The sequence below is a fragment of the Streptomyces sp. NPDC002536 genome, assembly GCF_053594995.1.
Map to the genome: position 1 here is coordinate 94,293 of NZ_JBSFWU010000007.1, position 13,819 is coordinate 108,111.

The 13,819-nt window shown below is 71.0% G+C and carries 16 protein-coding genes and 1 tRNA gene; 11 read left to right on the top strand and 6 right to left on the bottom strand.

The features are described from left to right. Window positions 1–184: 184 nt before the first annotated feature. A complete protein-coding gene (locus ACWD4B_RS04830; protein WP_451419410.1) occupies window positions 185–823 on the top strand; it encodes a DedA family protein in 639 nt (212 codons plus the stop codon). 106 nt (window positions 824–929) lie between these two features. Here ACWD4B_RS04830 and snpA read toward each other — a convergent pair whose 3' ends face one another. Next, on the bottom strand, window positions 930–1,604 hold the full coding sequence (gene snpA / locus ACWD4B_RS04835; RefSeq protein ID WP_451419411.1) for a snapalysin: 675 nt from the start codon (window positions 1,602–1,604) through the stop codon (window positions 930–932). Between the two features lie 228 nt (window positions 1,605–1,832). On the opposite strand from snpA, the gene ACWD4B_RS04840 reads away from it, so the two are divergent. The 5 genes from ACWD4B_RS04840 (at window position 1,833) to ACWD4B_RS04860 (ending at window position 7,015) form a co-directional block, all read left to right on the top strand. Continuing rightward, complete coding sequence (locus ACWD4B_RS04840) at window positions 1,833–2,804, top strand: LysR family transcriptional regulator (protein ID WP_451419412.1); 972 nt, start codon at window positions 1,833–1,835, stop codon at window positions 2,802–2,804. A gap of 153 nt (window positions 2,805–2,957) precedes the next feature. Further along, window positions 2,958–4,514, top strand: coding sequence for an AMP-binding protein (locus ACWD4B_RS04845; RefSeq protein ID WP_451419413.1), 1,557 nt, complete (start codon window positions 2,958–2,960; stop codon window positions 4,512–4,514). Between the two features lie 272 nt (window positions 4,515–4,786). Then, the gene (locus tag ACWD4B_RS04850; RefSeq protein WP_451419414.1) at window positions 4,787–5,632 is read left to right on the top strand and encodes a class I SAM-dependent methyltransferase; all 846 of its coding nucleotides are present in this window, start codon (window positions 4,787–4,789) and stop codon (window positions 5,630–5,632) included. A 63-nt stretch (window positions 5,633–5,695) separates the two neighbouring features. Continuing rightward, window positions 5,696–6,328: an RraA family protein gene (locus ACWD4B_RS04855; protein WP_451419415.1), complete on the top strand. Its 633-nt coding sequence runs from the start codon at window positions 5,696–5,698 to the stop codon at window positions 6,326–6,328. Window positions 6,329–6,352: 24 nt separating this feature from the next. Next, window positions 6,353–7,015 carry a hypothetical protein gene (locus tag ACWD4B_RS04860; RefSeq protein WP_451419416.1) on the top strand — a complete coding sequence of 221 codons (663 nt, stop codon included), beginning with the start codon at window positions 6,353–6,355 and terminating at the stop codon, window positions 7,013–7,015. Between the two features lie 5 nt (window positions 7,016–7,020). On the opposite strand, the gene ACWD4B_RS04865 is transcribed toward ACWD4B_RS04860, so the two are convergent. After that, complete coding sequence (locus tag ACWD4B_RS04865; RefSeq protein ID WP_451419417.1) at window positions 7,021–7,551, bottom strand: hypothetical protein; 531 nt, start codon at window positions 7,549–7,551, stop codon at window positions 7,021–7,023. A 261-nt stretch (window positions 7,552–7,812) separates the two neighbouring features. Between ACWD4B_RS04865 and ACWD4B_RS04870 the strand changes: the two genes are divergently transcribed. Then, window positions 7,813–8,550, top strand: a complete 738-nt coding sequence (locus tag ACWD4B_RS04870; RefSeq protein ID WP_451419418.1) for an SDR family oxidoreductase — start codon at window positions 7,813–7,815, stop codon at window positions 8,548–8,550. Between the two features lie 36 nt (window positions 8,551–8,586). Here the strand turns inward: ACWD4B_RS04870 and ACWD4B_RS04875 are convergent, their stop codons facing one another. Further along, window positions 8,587–9,342, bottom strand: a complete 756-nt coding sequence (locus ACWD4B_RS04875; protein ID WP_451419419.1) for a DUF6585 family protein — start codon at window positions 9,340–9,342, stop codon at window positions 8,587–8,589. A gap of 142 nt (window positions 9,343–9,484) precedes the next feature. On the opposite strand from ACWD4B_RS04875, the gene ACWD4B_RS04880 reads away from it, so the two are divergent. Continuing rightward, on the top strand, window positions 9,485–9,727 hold the full coding sequence (locus tag ACWD4B_RS04880; protein WP_451419420.1) for a hypothetical protein: 243 nt from the start codon (window positions 9,485–9,487) through the stop codon (window positions 9,725–9,727). A 110-nt stretch (window positions 9,728–9,837) separates the two neighbouring features. Here the strand turns inward: ACWD4B_RS04880 and ACWD4B_RS04885 are convergent, their stop codons facing one another. Beyond that, window positions 9,838–10,059, bottom strand: a complete 222-nt coding sequence (locus tag ACWD4B_RS04885; protein WP_451419421.1) for a CarD family transcriptional regulator — start codon at window positions 10,057–10,059, stop codon at window positions 9,838–9,840. A 230-nt stretch (window positions 10,060–10,289) separates the two neighbouring features. Next, window positions 10,290–10,361, bottom strand: a tRNA-Val gene (locus tag ACWD4B_RS04890). 184 nt (window positions 10,362–10,545) lie between these two features. On the opposite strand from ACWD4B_RS04890, the gene ACWD4B_RS04895 reads away from it, so the two are divergent. From ACWD4B_RS04895 to ACWD4B_RS04905, 3 genes are all read left to right on the top strand, one after another. Further along, window positions 10,546–11,310, top strand: a complete 765-nt coding sequence (locus ACWD4B_RS04895) for a DUF4097 family beta strand repeat-containing protein (protein WP_451419422.1) — start codon at window positions 10,546–10,548, stop codon at window positions 11,308–11,310. 106 nt (window positions 11,311–11,416) lie between these two features. After that, the gene (locus ACWD4B_RS04900; protein WP_451419423.1) at window positions 11,417–12,754 is read left to right on the top strand and encodes a hypothetical protein; all 1,338 of its coding nucleotides are present in this window, start codon (window positions 11,417–11,419) and stop codon (window positions 12,752–12,754) included. Window positions 12,755–12,779: 25 nt separating this feature from the next. Further along, on the top strand, window positions 12,780–12,995 hold the full coding sequence (locus ACWD4B_RS04905; protein WP_451419424.1) for an FmdB family zinc ribbon protein: 216 nt from the start codon (window positions 12,780–12,782) through the stop codon (window positions 12,993–12,995). A 124-nt stretch (window positions 12,996–13,119) separates the two neighbouring features. Here ACWD4B_RS04905 and ACWD4B_RS04910 read toward each other — a convergent pair whose 3' ends face one another. Continuing rightward, the gene (locus ACWD4B_RS04910) at window positions 13,120–13,788 is read right to left on the bottom strand and encodes an O-methyltransferase (protein ID WP_451419425.1); all 669 of its coding nucleotides are present in this window, start codon (window positions 13,786–13,788) and stop codon (window positions 13,120–13,122) included. Window positions 13,789–13,819: the final 31 nt, after the last annotated feature.

Genomic DNA, 13,819 nt, shown 5'->3' on the forward strand with positions numbered 1-13,819 from the left:
GCGGTGCGCTCAACTGATCTGATGCGCACGACCGATGTGCACCTTGAGGCGCGTGATGCGAAGAACATCACGCGCCCCGTGCTCATCTCCCGTTTACTTCAGGCGTACGCTGTACGGTTGTGAAGGCCGCCCCTGCCGCTCCCCTGCGACGTCGCGGCGGGGGACCGTACCGGGAGATCAGGACGTGCTGGAGCAGTTGGGGACCTTGGCCGACACCCCATGGATATACGTGATCGTCGGGCTGTCCGTCCTCCTGGACGTCTTCCTGCCGGTACTGCCGAGCGGGGTCCTGGTGATCACCGCCGCCACCGCGGCCGCGGGTTCCGCCGCCGATGCAGTGGGTGACGCGGCTCACGGGCACACCGGCTTCCCCAACATGTTCGCGCTCGTCGCCTGTGCAGCCACCGCGTCCGTCCTCGGCGACATGGTCGCCTACCGCCTCGCCTGGCGCGGCGGCGACCGCTTCGACCGTGCCATCGCCCGCTCCCGCCGGCTGACCGCCGCCCAGGCCAAGCTGGGCACGGCCCTGCTGCGCGGCGGCGGACCGCTCGTCGTCCTGGCCCGCTTCGCGCCCGCCGGCCGCTCGGTGGTCAGCCTCGGCGCGGGCGTGATGCACCGCAGGGTGGCCGAGTTCCTGCCGTGGTCCGCGCTCGCGGGTGTGACCTGGGCTGCATACAGCGTCAGCCTGGGCTACTTCGGCGGCCTGTGGCTCGGCGCGACCTGGCTCGGCACCGCGGTCTCCGTCCTCGCGCTGTTCGCGGCGGGCGCGGGAGCGGTGTACCTGATGAAGCGCCCCGAGGAACCGGAAGCACAGCCGCATTGAGGCAGTGGGACAACGGACAGCGGGCCGGCTCCGATCGACGGAGCCGGCCCGCTGCCGTAGTTCAGGGACGCTCAGTGACGCTTGAGAGCGGCCAACGACAGCCTGCTCACCGGACCTTGGTGAACACGTCCCGGTCGAGGGACTTCAGCCCGTTCGCCCAGAGCTGGTTGACGCGGCTGCGCTCGGCGGCGTTCGGGTACGGGTTCGTACAGGACGGGCCGGGGCCGCCGCCGGACATCAGCTCGCTGCACGGGCCCGAGTAGTGGTCCGGCAGACCCAGGACGTGACCGGTCTCGTGCGTGGTGACGCGCGTCGAGTCGTACTGCTGGTTCTGCTGGTAGTCCAGGAAGACGTACCCGCGGCCGTGGCCGTCCGTGCTGGCGTAGGAGCCGCGGGAGTCGTTGCCCTCGTAGTAGTCGAAGTCCGCGTTGCCGCCCGCTCTCAGCTGGACGTTGCGGACGGAACTGTTCCAGATCCGGGCCGCGTTGGCTATCTCGTTCTGGAAGCTCGGCGCCTGGCTGGGGTCGTAGGTGACCGTCACGGTGCTCACGCCGGGCGACGCCGCCTGCTTCGCCTTCGCGGACTTCAGCACGGCCTCGAAGAAGGCCTTGGTGTCGGCCTGTTCGCGGGCCGAGCCGACGTAGGCGGCCCGCGAGGACTCCGTGGACTTCGCGGACTTCGCCGGGTGCGCCGTGGTCGCCGCCGAGGCGGGCACGGCGGTCATGGCGGCTGCCAGCCCCAGCCCGAGGGCGGCGGACAGCACTGCGGTGGAGCGGTTCATGTGGGGGACTCCATTCGTGCCGAGAACCCCGGGCCGCATCGGGTGGGCCGACGGCCGGAGTTCAACGGGTGAACGCTTGTTCCCCTTGAGTCTGTGACGTGTTAACGCTGGTGAGGATGATGCCAATTGGGCATAGCGCGGCCCAATCACCTATCCTTCGCGCTCCGTAGTCGGACGATCTCTGTCATGTGTCTGGTGTGACGCACGAGGCGAAGTTATGCTCCCTGCGTGGAGCTTGAGGTCAGGCACCTCCGTGCACTTTGCGCCATCGCCGACACCGGCAGCGTCCGCAAGGCCGCCGTGCAGCTGGGCATGACCCAGCCCTCCCTCACCACGCAGCTCCGCCGCATCGAAGGCTCCGTCGGCGGGCTGCTGTTCACCCGCGAACGGACCGGCAGCCGCCCCACTCCCCTCGGCCACTCCGTCCTCGCCCGCGCCCGCCCCATCGTCGCCGAGATGAGCGCCCTGGTCACCGCGGCCAGGGACGCGGCACTCGGCATCGGCGGGGTGCGGCTGCGCGTCGGCAGCATCGGCAGCCGCGCGGTGACGGGCTGGCTGCACCGCATCCACCGGCGGCTGCCGGAGACGGACACGACGATCCACATCGACGTCTCCTCCACCGTCCTGCTGCAACTGCTGGCGACGAACCAGCTCGACGTCGCGTTCGTCCACGAGACGACGGGCTTTCCGCTGCACGTCCCGGCCGGGGTCGAGCGCCGCGTGCTCATCGCCTGCGAGCCGCGCTTCGTCGCCCTGTCCGCCGGACACCCGGCGGCCGCGCGCCCCGTGGTGCCGCTGACTGAACTCGCCGGTGACGACTGGATCACCGACCCGGCGGCCGACCAGGAGGCGACGGCGCTGCGCCGTGCGTTCACGGCCGCGGGCCTGGACCCCCGCATCCTGCACGTCCGCGACACCACGACGGCGGCCGAACTGGTCGCCTCCGGCGAGGCGGTGCGCTGCTGCCAGCCGACGGCGGCACCGGAGGCCGGGACGGTCGTCCGCCCGCTGCTCGGCGACCCGTTGACGGCACAGCTGTCGCTGGCGTCACGGCCGGGTGCGCTGCCGCTGCGCGAACTGGACGCGCTGTTCGGCGATCTGATGGAGGCGTATGCGGCGGCGGCCGAACGGAACGAGACATACCGCTTATGGCTGCGGGAGCAGGGAGGCGGCCTGCTCCCGCTGCCGACGGGCCGGTGAGGAAACCGGGGTGTCGCCTTTCCGACGCCTTTCCGACGTCACATTTCCGACGAGTTTCCGGAGGTTTCGCGACAAGTTACGCACCGGAGTTGCTCAAGCCGAAACAATCACGACAGTCTGGTTGCCTAGAGCAACCTCACTGGAGGATCCGCAATGCCCAGCACGAGCACCGGCGTGGACACCTCGCCGGCCTTCCGCACCTACGTCGAGGAGAACCTGGACGCCCTCGGCTCCGACCCCGGCCACGAGGCCCTGATCCACGGGGACCGGCGCGTCACCGCGGGCGAGATCCGCGACCTCGTCTACCGCATGACCCGGGCCCTCCGGGCCCAGGGGCTGCAGCGCGGGCACACGGTCACCCTGCTGAGCGGCAACCTGCCCGAGATCATCGCCGCCCGCTACGCGGCCAATCTGCTCGGCTGCAAGGTCAACCACCTCTACAACAAGCTGTCCGCCGACGTCCAGGCCACCATCGTCCGCGACGTCGAGACGCACGCGCTGATCGTCGACCCGCGCCTGGCCGCACGGGCCGCCGAGGTCACGGACCTGGCCCCGGTGAAGTCCGTGCTCGTCCTCGGCCCTTCGGACGTGGGCACCGACCTGCTGGAACTGGCCGCCGGCGAATCCGCCGAGCCGTTCCCCAACCAGGCACAGCCCGACGACCTGTGCTCCATCCGGCACACCGGCGGCACGACCGGCCACCCCAAGGGGATCTGCAGCACGTTCGGGCAGAACCCGTTCCGGGCGCTGGAGCACAACTCCGAGGTCCGCCTGCTCGTCTGCACCACCCTCGCCCACGCCGCCGGACACCTGGCCGACGCGACCCTGCGCGAGGGCGGCGTCGTCGTCCTGCTGGAGGACTTCGACCCCGCGGCCGTCCTCGCCGCCATCGAGCGCGAGCGCATCACGGACCTCTTCCTGCTGCCGCCGCTGCTGTACCAGCTGATGGACCACCCGGACGCGGCCCGCACCGACACCTCCAGCCTGCGCTGCGTCGCCTACGGCGGCTGCCAGTCCTCCCCGGCCCGCATCGCGGACGCGGTGCGCCGCTTCGGCCCCGTACTGCTGCAGTTCTACGGGCAGAACGAGGCCGGCGGCATCAGCATCCTCACCACCGAGGACCACGACCTCGAACACCCGCGCCACCTGCAGCGCCTGCGCTCCGCGGGCAAGCCGCTGGAGGGCGTCGAGATCGCGATCCGCGACGAGAGCGGCAACGACCTGCCTGTCGGCGAGCACGGCGAGATATGCATCCACTCGGATCGGCTGATGCAGGGCTACTGGAAGCAGCCGGAGCTGACCGCCGAGGTGTTGCGGGACGGCTGGCTGCACACCGGTGACATCGGCTTCATCGACGACGAGGGCTACATCACCGTCGTCGACCGCATCAAGGACATGATCGTCGTGGTCGGCGGCCACGTGTACACCAGCGAGCTCGAGGACGTCCTCAACTCCCACCCGGAGGTGCTCCAGAGCGCGGTCTTCGGCGTCCGCGACGCCGACCGCATGGAGCAGGTCCACGCAGTCGTCGTCCCGGTGCCGGGCAGCGGCGTCGACGCGGAGCAGCTGCGCACGTTCGTCCGCGAGGAGCGGGGCACGATGTACGAGCCGGCGAGCATCGTCTTCGCGGAGGCACTGCCGCTGACGGATGCGGGCAAGCCGGACAAGAAGCGGCTTCGGCAGGAGGCGGAACAGGCCGTCTCGGCCTGAGGCCGCACGCCTGATTCCTTACAGCAGCCCCAAGTCGCCGAGCTCCTTGTGGAGGTCGGCCGGGGTGCGTATTCGCTCACGCTGGTGTATGTGCGCCCATGCCATGGCGCCCCGTCAGGGGCGCGGGGAACTGCGCGCTCAGCCACGACGCTCCTGCAGTCGAGGTTCTCGGGGCTTCGCCCCGGACCCCTGGGGTAGTGCGTCGGCTGCGAGCCGCCGGTAGTTGCTCGCGCAGTTCCCCGCGCCCCTTACGGGGCATCTAAGGTGCCGTCATGACCGAGGAGTCGACACCGCAGAGCGAGCAGCAGCGGCGCCGCAGTCGCAGTTTCGGCGAGGTCGCCGAGATGTACGACGCTGCGCGCCTCGCGTATCCGGACCAACTGTTCGACGACGTCCTGGCGTTCGCCGGCCGGCAAGGGGCTCCCGCGCTGGAGGTCGGCGCCGGGACCGGCAAGGCGGCGCTCGCCTTCGCCGCCCGCGGCGTGCCGCTGACGTGCATCGAGCCGGACCCGCGGATGGCGGAGCTGCTGTCGCGCAAGTGCGCCGACCTGCCGGAGGCCACGGTGACGGTGACGGTCGGCGAGTTCGAGACCTGGCGCCCGGACCGCCGCTACGGCCTCCTGTACGCCGCACAGGCCTGGCACTGGATCGACCCCGAGGTGCGCTGGGCACGCGCGCGTGAGGCGCTGTTGCGCCCCGGCGGGGCGATCGCCCTGTTCTGGAGCGACTGGCACGTGGTGGACGCCCGCCTCCGCGGCGGGCTGGTCGCCGCCCACGGCCGGCACTTCGCGGAGACGTTCCCGGACGAATTCGTCGGCTCCCACACGGACGGCCCCACCTCCTGGGTCCGGCAAGAGCTGGCGGCCGACGGCGGCTTCGGGGACCTGGAGCAGCGGACCTACACGTCCGTGCACGAACGCTCCACCACAGGCTTCATGGACCTGTTGTCCTCCCACTCCGCCTACCGCATCATGCCGGGCGGGAAGCGGGAGGCACTGTTCGCGGAGCTGGAACCGCTGGTCGCAGCGCACGGCGACACGGTCCGGCTGGAGGCGACGACGCGCTTGTTCCTGGCACGCACGGGTCCGGTGGTCCCGCTTCCGGCCGCGTTCAAATGACCGGCCCGGCCTGGGAATCGGCCGAGTCGGTTGGTACGTTGCGCGGGCACCGGAAGGAAACACATGAACGACGCCACCGGGCCCACCGGCTTCGAGGACATCCCCCCGACCGCCCTCGCCGACCTCCTCGGCCGCGGACAGGTCATGGACACCGGCATCCGCCCGTTGTGGCCGTCGACGCCGCGCATCGCCGGACCGGCGTTCACCGTGCGGTGTCCTCCCGGCGACAACCTCATGCTGCACGCGGCCATCCACCGCGCCGAGCCCGGCTCGGTCATCGTCGTCGAGTCCGGGGACATGGACTACGCGCTGGCCGGAGGCAACGTCTGCGCCGTCGCGCAGCGCCGGGGGATCGCGGCCTTCGTGGCCGACGGGGTCATCCGCGACCTCGCGGAGGTACGGGCGATGGGCTTCCCCGTCTTCGCCAGGGGCGTCATCCCGATCCCGGGCACGAAGGCGGCCGTGGAGCCGTTCAACGTGCCGGTGCAGTGCGGCGGGGTGCAGGTGCACGCCGGGGACGTCGTGGTGGCCGACGAGGAAGGCATCGTGGTCGTTCCCCACGCCCGTCGGGAGCAGGTACTCGCCGACGCCCGGGCGAAGTTGGCCAAGGAGGCGGCCGAATCCCTCGACATGTGGGAGGCGGCGCACCGCGCCCGCATAGACGACATCCTGCGCGCGAACGGCTTCGAGGGCTGAACCGCCCGCTGATACGTTCCCGCCATGTCACAGACACACGCATCGGCGAACCCGGCACGCACCCCCGTCACCGCTGACGACCTGGAGGACGTCGTCCGCCTGGCCGTCGTGGCCCTCCGTGACGCGCCTGCCGGGAGCTGGGAGAAGCCGGCCGGGGAGTTGGAGTGGGACTGCTGGGAGACGGTCGAGCACCTCGCCGACGACATGTTCTGCTACGCGCTGCAACTGTCCCCGCCCGTACCGCCGTTGGACGGCTACGTCCCCACCGTGCTGAGCCGGCTGCGCCCCGGCGGGCCGGAAGAGACGGTGCACGCCGACCGTGAGGCCGGCCTGGACGGGCTGATCCGGGTTCTCGAAGGGTGCACGGGGCTGCTGGCGGCCGTGGTGCGGACGAAGTCGCCGGAAACCCGGGCGTACCACACCTACGGGACCTCGGACCCCGAGGGATTCGCCGCAATGGGGATCGTCGAGGCGCTGGTGCACATGCACGACGTCGCCAAGGGGCTCGGGGTCGCCTGGGAGCCCTCGGCCGACCTCTGCAGCCGTGTGATGGCGCGGTTGTTCTCCGATGTCGCCGTCGGGAACGAAGGCCCCTGGCGCACCCTGCTCTGGGCCACGGGCCGCACCGAACTGCCGGGGCAGCCGCGCAAGACCTCCTGGCGGTGGAACGGCGTCCCCTTGGGCTGAGGCGTTCACCGTTGCCGCCGGGGGCGGTGGCGTCGGTGGTAGGAGACCGTGACGGCGACGAGCAGAGGACCCCAGAGGACCAGCGGCTGGTAGAGAAGCCCGACCACGAGGTTGCCCATGTGCGTCATGTCCTCGTGCGGGTACGTCCACCACCAGGGAACGTTGGCCCACAGCACGGTAAGTACCGCTGCGCCGAAGGCCGCTACGGCGACGACGGCCGCGGGACGGACGGTTCGCCCGCCGACGAGCGGCACCCAGCGCGGTACGGCCTCTCCCCAGGGCCGTACCAGCCCGATGGTCAGGAACGCCAGAAGCTCGCAGATCACGCTCAGCGTCAGCATCCAGGCCTTTGCACCGGGCGTCTCGAAGGGCACGAAGCCCTGTTCCGAGTAACCGGCCGGGAAACCGAGCACCATGGCGATCCGCCACAGTCCGCTGGGCAGGACGACGAGGGTGGTCAGATGCGCGGCCCGGACGGCCCAACGGGGCGGTGGTGCAACGGAAGTCGGGGGCACGGCGGCCTCTCCAGCGGTCATGGGAAACATCCTGCTGCCGCGTCCGCCGCGTTTCGTCAGCCTGTGCGCCGGGGTCGGGTGGCCCGTGGGGATGACGGGTGGACGGCGGGGCTCGGCCTCGGGGCGGAGCAGGACGCCTCTGCAGGGAGGATGGCACTCCTGGTGCCGGGATAAGCAAGCCCTGGATACCGGGTTGAAGCCCTCTCAGACTGGGCCCGTGAACGCGTTCCGGGCGATCGCCCGGAACCGGTACCGGGGGCAGAGAGGGAAGAGGAAGACATCGTGGCGGGAATCGACGGCAAGGTCGTGGCGATCACGGGAGCCAGTGGCGGTATCGGCGAGGCGACTGCACTGCTGCTCGCCGAGCGAGGCGCCCGGCTCGTCCTGGGGGCGCGCCGGTCCGAGCGCCTCGCGGAGCTGGTGGCGCGGATCGAGAAGGCGGGCGGCTCGGCCGTGCAGATCCGCACGGACGTGACCCGACGGGACGACATGCACGCCCTGGTCGCACTGGCCCGTGAGCGGTTCGGCCGGCTCGACGTGCTGGTCGGCAACGCCGGTGTCGGCACGATCTCGCCGCTGGACGATCTGCGGGTCGACGAGTGGGACGAGATGGTCGACGTCAACGTCAAGGGTGTGCTGCACGGGATCGGCGCCGCGCTGCCGGTCTTCCGGGCGCAGGGCGCGGGCCACTTCGTCACCGTCGCGTCCACGGCCGCGTTCCGCATCGTGCCGGCCATGGCGGTCTATGCCGGTACGAAGTTCGCGGTCCGCGCCATCTGCGAAGGCCTGCGCCAGGAGGCCGGTGACTCCCTGCGGGTCACCACTGTTTCGCCCGGCGTGGTCGGGACCGACTTCGCCGAGGCATCGACGAATCCGGACGTCAGAGCACAGATCACGGAGATGCGGGACCGTATCGCGATCCCGCCCGAGGCGATCGCCCGGGCCATCGCGTTCGCCATCGAGCAGCCGGCATCGGTCGACGTGAACGAGATCGTCGTCCGGCCCACCGCGCAGAGCTGACAGCTGCTCGATTGCGGGCCCCACAACCAGGGCCGCTCAGCGGCAATACCGGTCCGCGAGGGCGCGGAACACGAAGAAGTTCGGGATCCGGCGTACGGACGTCATCGTGAGGCTGCTCCAGCGGCCGGCGACGCGCACCTTCACGTAGCCGTCCTTCACCGCGATCTCCTCGACCTGCTGCCACGGCACCGACTTGCCGCCGGAACCGATCTCCGAGGACGTCATCCACAGCGGGCCGAAGTCGAGCCGCTGCCCGGCATCGAGCCGGGCGAGCGCCTGGGGGAAGCGGGCGACTGTCACTGCCCGTTGAATGGCCTGTCCCCATTCCTGGGGGTCGGCGAAGCCGCCGCGCAGGATCACGCTTTCGCCGGTGGTGTCGGTGACCGTGTACGCGTAACTGATCCTGGTGGTCATGCCGTTGTAGGTGTGCCGGATGGTGTCCTGCAGAACGTCGGTGTCGGCGTAACGGACCGCCCGGACGTGGCCTCGGTGGGCGATCGTGAGTCCCCGCTCGTACAGGTCCAGCCGCGACCCTTCGTTGCGGCCGGCCGCGCGGCTGTAACGCACGAGCGCAATCAGGCACATCACGAGCGGGCCGCCCAGGAGGATCACCAGGCCGGGATATCCGGTCGCCACACAGATCACGGCCAGGACCGCGAGGACCACGGCCGCGATCCTGACCCGGCCCAGATGCCGGCGCTGCGCCGGGGCGATCGACGGATAGGCGGCCTGATGCCCTCCCAGCCCTTCTCGTCCCGCCAGCTCATGGATGTCCCGTGCGAGTGCGTCCATTTTCCCCGTACCTCTGTGCAGCAGGCGGTGTTCCCCGTGGGTGTCAACTGGCCTGCGCCGATCAAAGTTTGAGCGCAGAGTGACAGTCGTCGATGAAATGGCCATGAACCGCACTGACGGACCGTCACCTATAGTCGGTCACATGAGCGAGAGGACCAACGTCGAGAAACTGAAGCGGAATCCGGCACTCACCGCGCTGTCGCTGGTGGGCCTGCTGGCGATGTGCGGGCTGCTGACGTACGTGGCCTGGTTCACGGAATGGGGGCAGTCGGGGTCCTTGGGGAAGTGGCTCATCGCGAAGGCCGGGCTGAAGGCCGCCGTCTTCATCCCTGTCGGAGTCGTCGCCCTGATCGCCTGGTTCCGCTCCCGGCGGAGCCGGCCGTAGCAGGGACTGCCGTCACGAGCTACCGCCAACGCCCCCGTGGAGAGGTCTCCGCAGGGGCGTTTTCCAATGGTGGGCACAGACCTGGCGTGCCATGACCGGGCACAGCGGTCCTACAACTTGGTCATCTTGGCGTACGGGGTCAGGATCCGCATTTGCGTCGAGCCGAAATCCACGAGCACCGCGACTCCATCCTCGATGCCGATCACCCGGCCAAGGCCGTGCATGTCGTGTGTGACCTGGTCACCCACGGCGAAGTGCTTGGGAGCCGGCGTGACTGGGGCCCTGAAGGGGCTGGTGGGCAGATGACGCTTCGGTGCAGCAGGCTTAGTCATTGCCCCCAGTATGCGCCCAGGCGCATCCCGTTGGCTGCGGCCGTCCACGTCCGTTGCCCGGCACCGACCCGAACGGTGACAACCGTTTGGGGATCGTGGCTGCGGTCAATGTCGCTGACCTGCGCTTTTGTTAGCCGGGCAAGGGGCCGGGGCCCGGCCTGCCGTGTCCCGATGTCCTCTGCGGATGTCAAAAACCCCGAAGCGTGATTGCTTCGGGGCTTTCTCGCCGGTGGGCACAGACGGATTCGAACCGCCGACATCTGCTTTGTAAGAGCAGCGCTCTACCGCTGAGCTATGCGCCCTCGCACGAACCGACAGCCTACATGGCCGGGACCGCCCCCCGGCAAACCCGATCATGACGCCCCAGGTGGGGAAAACCCCACCCTGTACCCGGTAGCGCACCGGATCCCCTTCCCGGGTCTCCGTCCCTAGGGTCGAGGGCAGTGGCCCACCGGGCCACCCCACCCGCCCCGAACGGAGTTCGCCATGCAGCCCCGCACCGCCGTCGCCCGCACCTCGATCGTGATCAGTGGCGTTCTGGTCGCCGGTGTCGCCCTCAGCGGGTGCGGGGCCAGTGCCGAGGACGCCGCGCCTGAGGACCGGACGTTCACGGTCCGTGGGCAGGAGCTCACCGTGGACACCGACAGTTCCGCCATCGAGCTCGTCGGAGGCAGTGGCAGCGGCAAGGACGTGAAGGTCACGCGGTGGTTCGACGGGTGGGCCGTGGGCGGGTCCGCGGGGGTCACGTGGAGCATGGACGGGGACACCCTCAAGCTGCGGGTGCACTGCCGGGGGATCAGTGTCGGGTGCGACGCCAAGCACCGGATCGAGGTGCCGCGCGGAATCGCCGTGCACGTCAAGGACAAGAACGGGTCCGTCGACGCCCGCGGTTTCGACAGCGATCTGAAGATCGGCACCAGCAACGGGTCCGTCGACGTGCGCGACTCCTCCGGCCGGCTCGAGGTCGGCACGTCCAATGGACGCGTGACCGCCGACGGCATCCGTTCCCAGCAGGTTTCGGTCACCAGCAGCAACGGGTCCATCCGGCTCGGGCTGCAGCAGGTGCCCGACCGGGTCGAGACGAAGAGCGACAACGGCTCCACCCGTATCGCCCTCCCCCGCGCCGCCTACAACGTCGATACGCACGCGGGCAACGGGCACGTCAGCGTCGATGTCCCCCGCGACGCCTCCAGTGCGCACGCGGTGACCGCCCGGAGCAACAACGGGAGCATCACCGTCACCACCGGCTGAGCCGCCCTCCGGTGCTGTCCCCGCCGGGTGGGACAATGGCCCTCGGGCCTGGGGAGACTCACCGGAGAGGGCAGACGGCAACGTGACGGCGACCTTCGCGCAATCCATGAGGCACGCAGGGCGGTCCGTTCGCGAGACCGCCGGGCTCGTGCTGCTTCCGCTTCCGCTCGCCGCCCTCGCCCTCGCCTCCTTCGCCGGCGGCGGCACGCGCCGCTGGGGCTGGGGCCGCGGCAGCGAGGCGCAGCGCGCCGACGCCCAGGCCGCGAAGGATGCGGCGGCCGCCGCGTTCTACGAACTCGACACCGCCCAGCGCGAACTCCGCATCTCCATCGAGACGATCACCGCGGTGGACTCCTCCCCCGCCGCCCGCAAGGCGGCCGCCGACTTCGAGGCGTTCGGGCAGCGGATCGACGAGGTTTCGCACTCCTACATCGGCGCCGTCGATGCGCATGATCTCGATCGGGAGGATCTGGAGGCCTCCGCCGCCTCCCGCGCCCGTGCCGATCTCACGCGGGCCAAGGACGAGCTCGTCCGCGTCAAGGGCGACCTGGAGCGGTTCGGGCAGGGTCTCGGGCCGCTGCTCGCGAGAGCCGAGAGCGAGCTGGCGCGGGTCGCCCCGGCGGTGGAGCGGGCCCGGCAGGGGCTGCTCGCCGCGAGCAACGCGCTGGACGCCGCACGGGCCTCGGGGCTGCGCGCCGACGATCTGGCCGCCCGGCTGGCCGCCCTCTCCCCCGAGCTGACCCTGCTCAACCAGGGTGCCGGGCAGCACGGCGTGCGCGAGACCGTCGAGCGTGCGGAGCGGGTGCTGCGCGAGGCCGAGGCCATACAGGAACAAGCCGGTCAATTGCCGCAGAAGGCTGCGGAGATCGACAAGCGGCTCGTCTCGCTGCGCACCCGCGCCCAGGCGCTCACCACGCGCGCGGGCGCCGTCGGCCCCGTCCTCAGCGAGCTGCGCCGCCGGTACAGCGCAGCGTGCTGGCAGGACCTGCAGCAGGTGCCGGACGAGGCCGGGCGGGCCGTGGGCCGGGCCGAGCAGGTGCTGCGCGAGGCGCAGGAGGCGCGGGACGAGCAGCGCTGGGCGGACGCGACGGCCCGGCTGGCGACGGTGCGGGCGCTGCTGAGCACCACGGACGAGGCCGTGTCCGCGGCCGGCGAGCGGCTGCGGCGGCTGGACGAGGTGTCCTTCGACCACCGCAAGGAGGTCGAGCGCACCCGCTTCGCCGTGCGCGACGCGCAGCGGCTGGCGATGGCCGGGCGCAGCACGCCCGACCCGCGGCACGCCCAGCCGCTCGACGCGGCGGTGGAGCGGCTGGAGCGCGCGGTCGCGGGGCTGGAGGGGCGGCACCCGGACTGGTGGCGGTTCCTCACGGAGACGGAGGCCGTGCGCGAGGTCGCGGCCGGGGTGGTGCAGGCGATCCGGGACGAGCGGGGGCTGGGGCACTGACACCCCGGCTGACTATGCTGCGGGCATGCCTCGTTATGAATACCGGTGCAAGGCGTGCGGTGACACGTTCGAGCTGACCCGCCCGATGGCCGAGTCGTCCGACCCCGCCGTGTGCCCTGCCGGGCACGGGGACACGGTGAAGCTGCTGTCGACCGTCGCCGTGACCGGCAACGCCGGCCCGGCCCCGCAGGGCGGGGGCGGCGGCGGGGGCGGGTGCTGCGGGGGCGGCTGCTGCGGCTGAGCCGGGGCGCCCCGTAAGGGGGTGGTGCGTCGGCTGCAGGCCGTCGGTGGCTGAGCGCGCCCACGCGGCGGAGCCGCATATGTAACCGCCCCGCGCCCCTGACGGGGCACCGGACAGGCCCCGGCTAGGCCACCCGCCGCGCCAGCGTTACCCCGTCCGCCACCGTCAGCATCACGCTCTCCATCCGGCCGTCCTTCGCCGCGTGTTCGTTGAACGCGCGGACGTCGGCCCCCGGTCCGGCCGTCACCGACGGGTCCACGACCGTTCCCTTGAACAGGACGTTGTCGACCACCAGCAGGCCGCCCACGCGCAGCCGCGGGACGATCTCCTCCCAATAGGCGATGTAGTCGTCCTTGTTGGCGTCCAGGAACGCCAGGTCCAGGTGCGGCTCGGCCGGCAGGGCCCGCAGGGAGTCCAGGGCGGGGGCGATGCGCAGCTCGATGCGGTCCGCGACGCCCGCCTCGGCCCACGCCCGGCGCGCATGGGCCGTCCACTCCTCCGAGATGTCGAGCGTGATCAGCCGGCCCTCGTCCGGCGGCAGCGCCCGGGCCATCGACAGCGCCGACAGGCCGGTGAAGGTGCCGACCTCCAGGAGCTGCCGGGCGCCCGTCAGGCGCACCAGGAAGGCCAGCAACGCGGCCTGTTCGTGCGGGATCTGCTTGACCGCGACCTCCGGCAGCGTGTGATGCGTGAGCTCGACCAGGGCGCTCTGCACCGCGTCCAGCGGCGGGTTGTGGGCCAGGACGTAGGCGTACAGCTCCGACGTGAGCGGGGCGTTCTTCAACTCGGGCACGGCGTCTCCTCGTTGTGACGGCTCCAGGCCG